The organism is Mucilaginibacter sabulilitoris, assembly GCF_034262375.1.
Taxonomy (GTDB): domain Bacteria; phylum Bacteroidota; class Bacteroidia; order Sphingobacteriales; family Sphingobacteriaceae; genus Mucilaginibacter; species Mucilaginibacter sabulilitoris.
Map to the genome: position 1 here is coordinate 122,697 of NZ_CP139558.1, position 13,954 is coordinate 136,650.

At 43.0% G+C, this 13,954-nt stretch carries 9 protein-coding genes; 1 reads left to right on the forward strand and 8 read right to left on the reverse strand.

The features are described 5' to 3' along the window. The first annotated feature begins 7 nt into the window (after window positions 1-7). Window positions 8-1,873, forward strand: coding sequence for a RagB/SusD family nutrient uptake outer membrane protein (locus SNE25_RS00485; protein WP_321563128.1), 1,866 nt, complete (start codon window positions 8-10; stop codon window positions 1,871-1,873). A 62-nt stretch (window positions 1,874-1,935) separates the two neighbouring features. On the opposite strand, the gene SNE25_RS00490 is transcribed toward SNE25_RS00485, so the two are convergent. The 8 genes from SNE25_RS00490 to SNE25_RS00525 all read right to left on the reverse strand — a co-directional run bounded on the left by SNE25_RS00490 (window position 1,936) and on the right by SNE25_RS00525 (window position 13,949). Beyond that, a complete protein-coding gene (locus SNE25_RS00490; RefSeq protein WP_321563129.1) occupies window positions 1,936-2,358 on the reverse strand; it encodes a hypothetical protein in 423 nt (140 codons plus the stop codon). A 60-nt stretch (window positions 2,359-2,418) separates the two neighbouring features. Further along, on the reverse strand, window positions 2,419-4,800 hold the full coding sequence (locus SNE25_RS00495; RefSeq protein ID WP_321563130.1) for an ABC transporter permease: 2,382 nt from the start codon (window positions 4,798-4,800) through the stop codon (window positions 2,419-2,421). Window positions 4,801-5,022: 222 nt separating this feature from the next. After that, complete coding sequence (locus SNE25_RS00500) at window positions 5,023-5,517, reverse strand: hypothetical protein (protein WP_321563131.1); 495 nt, start codon at window positions 5,515-5,517, stop codon at window positions 5,023-5,025. Between the two features lie 159 nt (window positions 5,518-5,676). Next, window positions 5,677-7,083: a sulfatase-like hydrolase/transferase gene (locus SNE25_RS00505; protein WP_321563132.1), complete on the reverse strand. Its 1,407-nt coding sequence runs from the start codon at window positions 7,081-7,083 to the stop codon at window positions 5,677-5,679. A 223-nt stretch (window positions 7,084-7,306) separates the two neighbouring features. Further along, complete coding sequence (locus SNE25_RS00510; RefSeq protein WP_321563133.1) at window positions 7,307-7,750, reverse strand: META domain-containing protein; 444 nt, start codon at window positions 7,748-7,750, stop codon at window positions 7,307-7,309. An 879-nt stretch (window positions 7,751-8,629) separates the two neighbouring features. Beyond that, entirely contained in the window at window positions 8,630-9,088 is a 459-nt protein-coding gene (locus SNE25_RS00515) for a JAB domain-containing protein (RefSeq protein ID WP_321563134.1), read from the reverse strand. Between the two features lie 982 nt (window positions 9,089-10,070). Then, window positions 10,071-10,487 carry a hypothetical protein gene (locus tag SNE25_RS00520; protein WP_321563135.1) on the reverse strand — a complete coding sequence of 139 codons (417 nt, stop codon included), beginning with the start codon at window positions 10,485-10,487 and terminating at the stop codon, window positions 10,071-10,073. A gap of 3 nt (window positions 10,488-10,490) precedes the next feature. Then, the gene (locus SNE25_RS00525) at window positions 10,491-13,949 is read right to left on the reverse strand and encodes a DUF6443 domain-containing protein (RefSeq protein ID WP_321563136.1); all 3,459 of its coding nucleotides are present in this window, start codon (window positions 13,947-13,949) and stop codon (window positions 10,491-10,493) included. Window positions 13,950-13,954: the final 5 nt, after the last annotated feature.

Below are 13,954 nucleotides of genomic sequence, written 5' to 3' on the forward strand. Positions count from 1 at the left end.
GATTAACATGAAAACGATAAATAAAAGAATTATAGCATCAGTTACTTTAGTAACCATGCTGGCCGCAGGGAGTTGCAAAAAGGATTACCTGAAACCTAAAGATCTTTCTGACTTTACCCCAGATATTACCTTAACATCGGTACCTGCCATGCAGGCTGCACTCAATTTTCTGAATAAGAATTTAAGGGCGGAGTTTTTTGGCGATTCGGCTCCTATGCTTACAGAATCTATTTTCTCTGACGTGGCTGTTGAGGGAACTACCGATAAAACAACACCTGCACAAGATCTTAATGTACGTATTACTCCAACGGCCGAACTGAACAATAACGATTATAATAAAATAGGCTGGTACTGGAAACAATGGTACCAGGGTGTGCGCTATGCAAATACCATCATTTCGCGTATCGACAATGTTAAGTATACCTCTGATGCTCAAAGGAATGACATTTTAGGCAAGGCCTATTTTCACAGAGCCTATTGCTATTATCGCCTGGTACATGAGTTTGGCGATGTGCCTTGCCCCATTAAAGAAGAGAGCGCCCCAAATGTAGCTTACGTAAGCGTAAAGCGTGAGGTAATTCTTCAGAAAATGAAAACCGACCTGGAGTTTGCCCAGCAATGGGTAACCGACGCGGGTAATAAAGGAGATGTTACCAAAGGGGCCGTTAGCCATCTGCTTACCAAGATAGATCTTGCACTGGGTAAATTTGATGATGCCATTGCGGCCTCAAGTTCGGTAATTAACGGCCCATATCATCTGATGACCACCCGCTTCGGAAGCACCGGCGCCGATGCAACCAAAAACGTGATCTGGGACCTGCACCGCCCGGATAATAAAGCCATTGCAGCTAATACCGAAGCATTATACCTGGTTATTGACAGGGATAACCTGGAAGGGAATACCGATCTTGGTTCGCAGTTAATGCGTAATTGTACCCCTTTTTACTCACAGGCTAACACCATACTTACCCCGGGTAAAAATAAAGCCGGAATAGTTGATGCCGTAAACGTTGAAATTCCGCTTACGTTATATTATGGACGCGGAATAGGCCGTTATAGAGGTACTACTTACAGTACCAAAGCTATTTGGACAGACAAGACCGATTTAAGGCATGCGCCGGGAAACTGGATTGACATGACCGACCTGGTGTATAATAACCCAGCCTTAAAAACCTCGGATCCAGACTGGTATGGCAAGCCATTGGAACAATGGACAAAGGATAATGTTGCCACCCGGTTTTTAAATGGCCCGAGAGATACCATACGTTGCTGGTTTGGCTGGCCGCACTACAAAGTATTTGTCAGTTCAACTAAAACAGCAACTGATAAATTCTGGAGCCCGCCACGTGGTACCGATACCGATTGGTATGTATTCCGTTTAGCCGAAACTTATTTATTGAGGGCCGAAGCTTACGTATGGAAAGGCGACTTGAACAACGCCATGGCTGACCTGAACATAGTTAGAGCCCGCGCGCAGGCAGCCCCCTTAACGGATGCAAGTAAAGTTAACATAGGCACCGTACTTGATGAACGCGCAAGGGAGTTGTATTGGGAAGAGCCGCGTAAAACGGAGCTAACCCGTATAGCCTATATTTTTGCGCTAACCGGTAAACCATCATATACAGGTAAATCATACAATGTAAATAATTTTTCGGAATCAAATTTCTTTTACGATCGCATCATTGAGAAAAACGATTTCTATAATAAAGGTGTGGTTACCAACTCAGGAAATACTTTCACTATATCTCCATACCATGTATTATGGCCTGTACCAAATAATGACATCCAGTTAAATATTAACGGACATATCAACCAAAACAAAGGTTATGCAGGTTCCGGAAGTAATGTTCCGGCACTCGATAAAATTCCATAAGCAGCCAGTAAAGCGGGTAAGGCCATCCGGGTTTTATCCGCTTTACTTTGTTGCAAAGTTCTTCAATCCAAACTATCTAATATTTGCTTGGTGATCTCATCGGCATAATTAACATCATACCTGGTATGATCAAAGGGGACAATAATTATATCGCCCCAAGCCGTAGCCGAGGACAATGGTAATTCATCTGCGACTTCCAGAACAAACCAGTTTTCTTTGCCGTCCCATATCAGGCGCAAAGCATCCTCATTATTTGACCAGATAACAAAGCGGCTGTAAAACACCTTGTCGTCATTATGTTCAATTACTATTTGATACCCTTCGGCATTTAGCCTGCTATTTAAGGCATCCTTAATTTGCTCATAAGTCAGATCAATCCTGCTGCTAACATCCATATCATTTAAATTATACCAGGTAACCGCAATTTGCATACCATCAATGGTTATCAATCTGTGGCTTTGCGGTTCCTTAATATAAAAGACCACTTGATCAGTGGTATTTTATATTAGCTGCGGATGAAAATTATTCCTCATTCCTCAATGCTGTTATTCGGTTTTTAAACTCTTTATGGGGTTTGCCAATGCTGCTTTTATAGACTGGAAACTAACCGTAAGCAGGGTAATTGATATAGCACCCAGACCCGTTAGCAGAAATATCCAGAACGATATGGTGGTATGATAATCAAAATGCTGCAGCCAGTTATGCATCAGGTACCAGGCCACCGGGCTGGCAATTAAAATGGATATGGTAATAAGGCGGATAAAATCGGTTGACAACAGGCTCCATAATGTGAATACAGAAGCGCCCAGTACCTTGCGTACACCTATTTCTTTTACGCGCTGCTCAGCCATGAACGATGCCATACCAAACAGGCCCAGGCAACTGATCAGGATAGCCAGGCTGGCAAAAAATGCGGCCAGCTTTCCAATACGCTGTTCGTTACCAAACTTTTTGGCATACAACTGATCAACAAAATTATAGGAGAAGGGTTGTTCAGGATTGAAATGCTTAAACACCGGCTCTATCTTTTCTAAGGCAACGTTAGCGCTCAGTTTAGGATTTATTCTTAGCAATACCGTGCTGCTTGAACCCTTATTCATGAAAAATACGGTGGGCCTCACCTGCCCGTACGGCGAGTCTACAACGATGTCATCTATTACACCTATAATCTTAAACTGGTTACCATAGTAAGTGAGACTTTGCGTGAGCGGGTTTTTCAGCCCCATAAATTTCACGGCAGCTTTATTGATCACTACCGCGGCAGAGTCGGTCAGGAACTCCCGCGAAAAATCACGACCAGCTATAAATTGCCAGCCAGCCGTTTTGCCATACTCCGGCGATACCCCATTTTGCAGAAAATCTATACTAAGGTTCGGATCTTTACCGCTCCACTCAATAGCGCTGGTACTACCTGCCGTTTCGGTGGGCGCAACATCGCCCTCGGCCATTGATACAACCGCACCTGTTTTAAATAGCTCATCCTTTACCGCCTCATAGCTTTTATGGATATCATTGGTACCTGCCGGAATTGATATCAGCCCATCGCGGCTATAGCCTACCGGGCGATTTTTGGCGAACTGTATCTGATGAAAAACAACAACCGTACCTATAATAAGGATAACTGATACGGTAAACTGAACTACAACAAGCACCTTCCGGGGCACAGCTGCCAGCTTACCAACCCTGAATGATCCCTTTAACACCTTAACCGGTTTAAACGATGACAGGTAAAGCGCCGGGTAGCTGCCCGCTATCAATCCGGTAACTAAACTGAAACCTATACTCAATACCCAGAACAGCGGTGACTTCCACGGAATAACCATTTGTTTATCTGCCACTTCGTTAAAAAAAGGAAGGCTCAACATTACAAAAAGCAGGGCTAGTAAAAATGCCAGCGTCACGCATAATACCGACTCGCTAAAGAACTGATAAATCAGCTGACTGCGCAGGGAACCAATGGCTTTTCGTATCCCTACTTCGCGGGCGCGCTTCTCTGACCGGGCGGTGCTCAGGTTCATGAAATTAATACACGCCAGCAGCAATACAAACACACCAATTATACCAAACATCCATATATACTGAATACGGCCGCCAACGTTTTTTCCATCTTTAAACTGATCATATAAATGCCATTGGCTCATTGGCTGTAAAAAAAGCGCGGGTTTCTTTTTGGCCAGTACCTGGTTAACATGACGCAGCTTTACATCTTTTATTTTTAGCGAAACCGCGTCCATATTGATATTGGGAGCCATTTGCACATACAGGGTAGTAAAATTGGGCCTCCAGGGCTCATTCATCGATTTTATATCATTGGCATTATAAAACATCTCCCAGGAGCCGATAAAGCCAAGATCGGCAAAGCTCGAATTCTGCGGCAGGTCCTGGTAAACACCACCTACTTTTGCTACAATCTGGTTATCGATTTTTAAGGTTTTATCCATCGGGTCGGCATCGCCAAAGTATGCCTTGGCGGTAGATGAGGAGATTAAAATTGATGAAGGGTCTTTCAGTGAGTTTCTGCTGCCGGCCAACATTTTTAAAGTTAACATATCGGGGCCCTGGCTTTCCATATAACCGCCGGTACGGGTTAACTTCTTGTTATCGAGGGCCAAAATGTGGCTGCCCATTCCGGCGGTCATTACCACGTACTTAAAATCACTGCTGTACCCCTTGCGCAATTCGGCAGCCAGGGGGTAAGGCATGGTTTCCCAGGTTTGCACCTCACCATTATTGGTTACATTCTGTTTTACCTGGGCTATATGATCATAATTGGAAGTAAATTGATTAAATGATACTTCATCCCAGATCCAAAGGCCAATAAGCATGGCTACCGCCATACCAACAGATAGGCCCACGATATTAATAAAGGAGTGAACTTTATTTTTAATTAAGTTTCGCCAGGCAGTTTTGAGATAGTTTTTTATCATGATTATACAATTGGTACATACCGATGATAAAATTCCATGCCATTTTAATAAAAACCTAATAATCAGTGATTTATCATTAAATTTACATTATTAATGTATCATTTGCGAACAGTGAATTGTTCGGTTTTGGAAGGTATTGACCCAGTGATATTACAATGGGTTAAGAGTGGGTTAACCATTCCTCAGAAATCTGAGTCTGCCTTTTACTGAATTATTATCATTTCACTGTTCTTTTGAAAATGTATATATGTCACCGCTGTTTCCTTTGCACTTAATAAATATTTCTTTTGGCAAACCATTACTAAGATCAATATATGTTATAAGCTTTGGATCGCAACCTGAGCCCTCTTTATCGATATTAAAAAATAACAATTTATTATTCTTTAGTTTGCTAGGTAAATCGTACGTCATTCCTACATAATATTCACCTACAAAATGGTTATATTTATTAAAAATTAAGACCCTGCTGGTGGCTCTATGTGATAGCCCCCAAATCCAGATGGAGGTCATTACTTTATAAGTGCCACCTTTACGGGTCTCCACTTTTCCCAGATAGGTTAAATAAGTAATTGTTTTATCTTTATTCCGAAATCTATATTCTTTTCCAACATGCGCTTTTAACAGCACTTTAGTTCTTGTGCAATTGTTATTCAATTGTCCATAACAATTAAACGACAAAACAAATGATGTAAAAATTGTGAGCCAGCCTTTAATCATACATCAGTCTGATGTTACCGTGAAATTGATTGGGAAATAGTATATTTTGTCAATTGGCTTTCCATTATTACTGGTAGGTACCCACTCTGGCATTAGTTTAAAAGACTATAGGTACAATTTGAGTGCTTATTGAGCCTTTTTTGCATTCCCTCTATATCCTTATTTTTTTAATTTAGGAAGTGACGCCCACCATTTAATTAATTTATTTTTCAATTCAATGGCTATTTTGGGAAAATCTGCGGCAACATCTTTGGTTTCATTTTTATCGTTCTTTATGTTGTACAACTGCGCATCGCTACCGTCATTGTTCATCAGGAGCTTCCAATCTCCTGATCGTATAGCCAGATTGGGGCTTTTATCACGGCCCTTCGGATAGTTGAAAGCGATATTGTTACGGCCATACTCCCAATACATATCCATGTTTCTCGCAGACGGCTTCCCCAACAAAACCCCACTCCGGTCTTTGCCATCACCACGATAATCGGCCGGGAGTTTTACACCCGCTATTTTGGTTAACGAGGGTAAAAGGTCCAGCGAACTCAATACCGAAGTTTCATCTGTTGTACCTGGTTTAATATGACCGGGCCAGCTTACGATAAATGGCATGCGGATCCCCCCTTCGTATAAGGACAGTTTGGAACCGCGCAATCCCGCCGCCCGGCTGCCTCTAAAACTGGGTAGCGGCCCATTATCGCTGGTGAAAATCACAATCGTATTTTTATCAAGTCTCATATTTTTCAATCCATCGAGCAGCCTGCCGATCTGCATATCGTATTCTTTTAAAACTAATTTAAATGCAGCCTCTTCTTCAGGGTTCATAGGGAACTTGCCTGTATATTCTGTCTCCGTTCGGGGCACCCAGGGGGTATGCACATCATCGGGCCACAGATTAATGAAACACGGTTGCCCTTTATGCTTCTGCAAAAACGCCAATGTTTTGTCAACAAAATATTTTGTTCGATCCCAGCGCTTGATACTGTCTTTTTCTGACCATATCCAATTTGTGGCGGTAATTAACGGATCGGGATCGGGGCTTTCATAGGTACTAACATGTTCGTCAAATCCATACCTTTCAAAGCCTGGCGCATCTTTCACATCCCTACCGCCACCTAAATGCCATTTGCCGAAATGTCCCGTAGCATACCCGGCACTTTTAAAAAACTTAGCAATTGTTGGCACATTAGAGTCAAGGTAGTCTGCCTGTTGCGCGTTACGGTTATGCTTGCGATTATCCAAATAAGTGCTGAAGTTCCATCGTGCTGGATAATTACCCGTGATAATACCGGCTCTGGATGGCGAACATATGGGCGCGGCGCTGTAAAAGTTTGTGAATTTCCTGCCGCTTGCCGCTAACCTGTCAATGTTAGGCGTTGGAACAAAATTACCACCAAAACACCCCACATCGCTATATCCCATATCATCCGTAAGTATATAAATTATATTCGGTCTGTTATCAGTTGCCTTATGTATTGCGGGCTGAGCAAAAAGCTCCCCGTTCAATATAATGGCTCCAATAATAAGGATCACTCTCAAGACCTTTAACTTTACTTTTTGTTGGTTTATCATAGATAGTGCATTTTATTAGTAAACTATGTGGATTAGGCGATTATGGAGATCGGGGTTACCGTTTATTCAATCCCCGTCAGTCACCTTCTCTTGATGAGGTTACCCCTGCAATATAAAAATATCGATCCTTACTATCCCGGATTTTGAGTTTTATACTGGATTTGAAGCTAATTGCTGGTTTTGACAAGGAATCTGATTAGTTAACTAACGGTTGGACGACCCTTTAGTCAATCATAATCAGCTTGCGGAACCTGACCGTAGTAGGCACATTGGGCCATACAGCCTTGTAAGTTTGGTAAGTCAGCGTAAGGGTGTCGTTGCTGATGCTATAAGTCGCTTCAGGGAATAGCTCCTGATTGACAGCTATGGTCCGCGCGGATTTCCCAGGCTCTTGTACCGACATTTCAGTGGCGGTTACGCTGATGGCTTTCCCTTTCAAATTATAAGTTCCGGAATACCTCATCGAGGTTCCTGCAACCACTGCGGAAGATGAAAAAGAATTGTCCTTGCTGAAATTCAGTGATAGCGATTGTCCGCTTGCTGATCCTATCTCGTGCCAGTCACCGCTAAGCTTGTTTTCAGACGCTGGCTGGCGGTTCTTTTTACAAGCGGTAAAACAAATGACCATTGAAAGCAGGCAGGTAAAGGTAATGATGGCTTTTTTCATAAGTTTTAAGGTTTAGTACTGTTACGAAAGAAACAGAAAAACGCTACACGAACGTGAACGATTTACTGTCTGAGCATTATCTGTTAGTCTGATACCCTCGGTTTTTTTATCTCATTTAAATGAAGCCGGACTGTGTAACGTTTTAAATGCAGGGAGAGTTTTGTAACAAAAAACTAAACAATACATGTACCATAAAGCCCTATTCCTTATTATATTATCCTTCCCATTTTAACTGTAACCCTGTCTGCTCAAACATTTGCCCAGCAACCGTTCGCGGTCACGCAGACAGAGTTAAAACAAGTCACGGATACTTTAGCTAAAAGGATAAGTGGTTGGTACGTTTACCCGGAAGTTGCCGGACTACAAGGCAATTAAAACTGAAGCCGAAGGAAAGATCGCCGTACTGGAAGCAAAGATTAAGAAACTGTCGAATACCTCTTACATGAGTTTGGACACAGTTGAAGCAATATTGGATGATCGATAGTTAACTTAACCGGCTTGGATGCAATCTTCTGTACATCAGGCACTAACAAGAAAAGAGAAATACTTGGTTCGATCTACCTTGGAAAATTCACTTTTGAAAACCTATTAGGCCGAACCGCGAAAATTAACGATACGTATGTTCGTACATATCAGATAAACAGCGAATTATGTGGAAATAAAAACGGGGCAAATGAATATTTTTCATTTGCCCTGTATGGTGGGAGTTACTGGGTTCGAACCAGTGACCCTCTGCTTGTAAGCCTAAGGTCATTCCTTGGTTTCAAACGTGTTAAAGCCCTTTTATGCCCTCTATATGTAGTCTGTGCAAACTGTGTGCAAACAGAGCGACCTTGTTAATAAATTAATGAACCCAATTGCTAATATAATGAATTGGTTTTACAATATACCTTCATCAGCAAATGAATAGTAGCCATCGGATGCTACGATAATATGATCTAACACCTGAATGTCCAACACTCTTCCGGCTTCTTTTATTCGCCTTGTCATTTTTAAATCTTGCTCACTTGGCTGTAAGTTCCCTGACGGATGGTTATGTGCCAAGATCACATTATGAGCACAACTTAGTAACGCTGATGCAAATACTAACTTCATATCTACAAAGCAACCTGCCATTCCACCTGTACTCACAGTATAGATACCAAGTACCTTATTCGACCTGCTTAGTAGCATCAATTTAAATTGTTCTATAAACTCTATTTTACCCTTATTCCAGGACGATAATAGTAATTCATAAGCTTGTCTTCCCGTTTCAACTTTGGGTCTGTGTTGAACCTTAATAACTGGCCTGTAGGTTAACTGAATTTCTGCACATTGAAGCATGTTTTGCATTTCCATAATTTTAATTGTTAAGTGAATAAATAATTATGGTGCCCCAACAAATGCAAGACTGAATTAAATGCAAGGAGGAACGGAATAAATGTAAGGTAGTGCGTAGGGTAGTGTTTATGCCGGAAATTCCTTGCCTTGTATTCCAGACTCCCACTTAACTTTGCTGAATAATTATTATCTCACCCCTTCTTCCGTTTCACTCTGCACATTTTATGTCTGAGTCCTATAACTCTATACTGTATGATTCAGAAATGTGCAGGTTTAACTGTAAACGCTAAGTTATATGAGAATACAAATTGAAAGTATTCCTGAGTATGGAGATTTCTTATTTTTTTAAAGATTTTGTAAGTACCCTTATAGTAGTAAAATTGTTATAAAAAAAGGAAAAGAGAAAGTGCTTGAGGATGGCTTAAATTGGATGTCTGCCCACTGTCTTTAAAAGGTAGGCTGTCCAATTATTACTCAATCAGCCATCTTCAGTACCTTTTAATAAAATAATTAAACCACGCCTATGTTTTAAAGTTTCCCTAAGAGGCTATTAAGAACTTTGATAAAGAAAAGGCCATCTATATTATCCAGAATAATTACGAAGCCTCATCCAGCAATTACAGCGGCTTGTATCATTGTACGTTTAACCCCATTGATAAGCTTCTTGAAGTTATCGAAGAGAACAAAAAGCTCTATGAGCGTCTCTTAAAGCCGAACAGGAGAAAAACGAGCTGCTGAAAGGCAGCTAAGCCGGTTTAACGAAGACCAAGTTGCGCAGGTCTTCCACCCCCCTTACCGCTCCGGTGGCAAGGCAAGTAGTTTTTGGGGCACCCTAAAACACAACTTGCAGCTTAAAAAACAAGCGTATATGCAGATAGTTATAAATGCATATACACAAACGAGCCAGGCGTAATGGCCAGGCTCTGCTGCTTTTTATTCACACATCCTAGGGTAAACTAACATTTGAACAAGTATGCGTCTACAGGTATGTCCTAACAATTTATTTTTGCCACAGATGCAATTTACGGTTTAAAAAATCTATCAATTTTTTATTATAAAAAGTTATTCCATCTCTCTCAAAGTACCCATGTGCATCAAAACAATATGCAATTTTATTTTTCTTGTAATTAAACGTTATTACTCCCCGCACATCCATATTCCTACTCTTTTTTATGAATAACTCATTTAGTTGCTTAAATTGATTCAAACATAATTTTCTATTTAAAACTACCTGGTGAATCGTATTTCCAAAGGCAGTCCTAAATGAGGCGCAATCCACGTTGTCAAAACTTTCAGTTAGAAAGTTTTCATATTCAATTTTAACAGATAATAATTTTCCATCCTGCGCATAAGATTTGCAAACTGCCGTGGATATAATGATGGTAAGAAGCATTATAATAACTGGTTTCTTCTTCATAGATTATTCTTTGTTTTTCTTAGGTGCCACAATCTTAATTTCCTTCATATGATACATGCGCATTATCGGAGTTCCTTTATTAGATATCGGACTAGTTACGAAAATAGGTGTTTTAAAACTATGTGAATCTCTGGTTATTTGATCCTTACGAATTTCTCCAAGCCCTCTCGCTGTTCTTTGCTCATTACCTTCTATCACTCTTTTTTCTTCTTTATTGTTATATTTTGGATCATCAGTTTTTCGCCTTTCCATATATGCTTTGGGGTCACTATCATAACCTGCACCATGTGCAAATTCATGATTTATTGCAGTAGTAGGAGAAATTGACGTACCATTTATATCTTGTTCTCCCGTTGTAGGATTCCATGATATAGTTCCTCCTGGCAACAATTTACCATCGCTATCTTGATTCGGTTTAAAATAGCCATTTGTATCTTCGGTTTCCTTAATAGTATAAATAGCTGTCGAATTTTCCAATTGTGTGACCTCTTCATCTTGGCCATGTTCATGTAAATAAGCTCTGGCCGTTGCATAATCCTTTTTAAATTGCTCGGACGCATGAGGATCTAAACGAACGGTATCACCTTGCGGGTCAATATTTCGTATAGGGTTGTTCAGAACATAACTGTAGGGTGACCACTTTTCGTATTTTTCTAACTCTGGATCAACTGTTGTAAAACGTCCAATCACCGGATCATAGAACCTTGCACCGTAATCGTACTGGTTCAGTTCCTCCTGTAATTCCTTCTTATTGTAAAGATACTTATTTCCCGCATTGATCTGGCGGTGCACATTCATCCCGAACGGGTAATAATCATCTTCACCTACTTTACCACCAGTCTGGTCAAACGTCACCCGGTTATTACCCAGGTGATCCGTTAAGGTGTATTCATATACGTAGTTCGTCCCGCTTTTGTTCGCCCGTCCTTCTTCCGTCTGGATGAAATCCAGGTTCGGGGCTCCGCTGCCCGTTGTCGTGTACTGGATTCCGCCAATATAATCCGTTGCCGTTGTCCCGCTCACCTTCCGCAGCTTTTCTCCAGCCGCGTCATACACATAACTGATCGCAGGACTGCCTGTTACCGACCGCGGCAGGTTCAGCACATTGTAAGAGACGTCCCGGTTGTTCCGCCCGTCATGCCTCATGTTCCCGTTCGGATCATACGTGTAGGTACTGCCCGTCAACCCGGTCACCGTCTGCAATTGATTCCCAGTATAGTTATAGCTGTATTCCGGGCTTGTTCCACGGGTCAGCTTTTTGATATTGCCCAGGTTGTCATATCCGATACTCTTTTCGCTGAACGTCGCACTGCTGATCCCGTCCGTTAGCCGGTTTAGCGCATCATAGCTGTACTTGACATTCTGTTTACCGCTGATGCCTGCGTTATAGATCTGCTCTGTGATATTCCCGTTGAACTGCGGTAACACGCCAGCTGGCGCCTGGTTATAGTTCAGCTGTTCGGCAAACAATTGTTTACTGTTTAAAGCAACCGACGGGTCATTGATCTTTGACAGCCAGCCACGTTCATTGTAGGTATAATTGATATCCTGCAGAAAGGCCGTTGTGCCGTTTGGCGCATGCAGGTGTTTGGCATCTACCTGACCGATCTCGTTATAATCGGTTTGCGACAGCACCACCTGCGGATTGTTATCGATCTGTTCTTTGGTCTGGATCTTCCGTCCCATATGGTCATACACATAGGTATTGAGCACCGTTACGCCTTTTACCTTATCCGTATTGCCCGCGTTTTTGGTATAGTGTTCCCGTTTGCTGTCCGTCAGTTCACTGGTGATATTGTTATACGTATTGTTGATCTCGTCATAGTTATAAGGGCTTGCTGTCCGGCCCAAATAGTGCTGTTTAAAGGTCTGCTGTTCCCGCCCCTTGGCATCATAACGGTGGATTGTCCATAACATGGGGCCATAGGTGCCATCGGCGTTCAGTATCGTCGTTTTGGTCGCCGTCAGTAAACCCGTTGGATTGGTGATCGTCCCGGTGGCGGCTGCGGTGTAGGGATTACCGGGAAAAGTATAATCATCATAGTAATTAACCGTCAGCAGTTGTCCCTGCGGGCTCTGGATTCCATAACCGGTTGCCGTGGTATTGTCAGGGGTAAGCCAGAACACGGTTCGGCCATTTGCCCAGTTCACCAGCCATTGTCTCAGCTCCCGGCTTGGTGAGGGGATATTCGTGTCTGCAGCACTTCCCGATGCCCCGCCTGATGACCATATACCGGTGATCGCTACCCGGCCCATCGCATCATACTGCGTAAAGGTCCATACCTGCGGGCTTTGCGTACGCTGGTTAGCATCCTGACTGAAGATCACCTGGTCCAGTTTATTATAGACCATAAACTCCCAGCCTTTGCCCGGCACCTTTTTTTCTATTAACCGGTTACGTTCATCATAATGGTAACCATAGGCATAACCGGTGAATATGGCGTTCGTTTCCGGAAGGCTTGCCAGATAGGTCGTTCCCGCGGGCAGCGGCGGCAATACATAGGCCAGGTTACCCAGGTCGTCATAAACATACTGCGTGGCCAGGTAACCTGCCGGTCCCTGTGCCTTTTTGCACACCACATGTCCTTCCTTATCTTTATATTCGATCGTGTTGTTCCCGTTTTCATCCGTCGTCGTCGTAACATATAGCTGACCGGCATCGTAGTTGGTATTACCCCCGCTCAGGCCATTACCCGTGGTATTGACGCTCCATAAAGGAACATCGGTTCCACCGTTCGTTCCGTAGGCTATTTTTACCGTATGACCGCCGCCGCTGACGCCGCTGTTCGACAGCTGCCAGGGGATGCCCGGCGCGCCCTGTTCCACTACCCGGTTCAGGGGCGAGGGTTCAAAATTAGTGCCGGCTGACGGATAATCGATCCGGCTCACACCGGAGGTTGCCGGAGGGAGATTATAGAATGCCGCCTGATCGCTTATCGCGCTGCTTTTATAGCTCCCGTCTGCCGTGCCCTGCGCCGCATACGGCAGGTATTTCTGTGTTTCCCGTCCGAACTGGTCATAGACCATCGGCTGCACCACGTCTTTATTCGCCGGGGAACCTTTTACCTGAACCGTTTGCAGGGGCCTGCCCAAACCGTCAAAATACTGCACACTCTGCATCAGCTCGCAGGTCGTCCTGTTCGCAAAATCTCCCGAGTTTGGGGTGGAGCCTACCGTTCTCATGCCGCCAACCCTGGGCACTGAGGTGACGATATAATTCTGGTTCTGGTTAAAGCTGTTTGCCAGTTTCTGGCAATCCGGATTGGCGATATACAAACTCAGGCTGCTCCCTGCTGCCGCCATAAAGCTAAAACCGGGGCTTAGAGTAATACTGCTATAACTAAAGTATGAACCCGCCGCTGGTGTACTCGTCATCGGAGCCGTTACCTGGGTCTGGGCTTGTAGGCTAAAGGCCAAAAGCATAAAGCTGAAGGCTATGAATAGGCTTTTTATATTTTTCATTCGTG

Coding starts and splice junctions, on each gene's coding strand:
- SNE25_RS00485 (WP_321563128.1), top strand. CDS start 8: ATGAAAACGATAAATAAAAGAATTATAGCATCAGTTACTTTAGTAACC.
- SNE25_RS00495 (WP_321563130.1), bottom strand. CDS start 4,800: ATGATAAAAAACTATCTCAAAACTGCCTGGCGAAACTTAATTAAAAAT.
- SNE25_RS00500 (WP_321563131.1), bottom strand. CDS start 5,517: ATGATTAAAGGCTGGCTCACAATTTTTACATCATTTGTTTTGTCGTTT.
- SNE25_RS00505 (WP_321563132.1), bottom strand. CDS start 7,083: ATGATAAACCAACAAAAAGTAAAGTTAAAGGTCTTGAGAGTGATCCTT.
- SNE25_RS00510 (WP_321563133.1), bottom strand. CDS start 7,750: ATGAAAAAAGCCATCATTACCTTTACCTGCCTGCTTTCAATGGTCATT.
- SNE25_RS00515 (WP_321563134.1), bottom strand. CDS start 9,088: ATGGAAATGCAAAACATGCTTCAATGTGCAGAAATTCAGTTAACCTAC.
- SNE25_RS00520 (WP_321563135.1), bottom strand. CDS start 10,487: ATGAAGAAGAAACCAGTTATTATAATGCTTCTTACCATCATTATATCC.
- SNE25_RS00525 (WP_321563136.1), bottom strand. CDS start 13,949: ATGAAAAATATAAAAAGCCTATTCATAGCCTTCAGCTTTATGCTTTTG.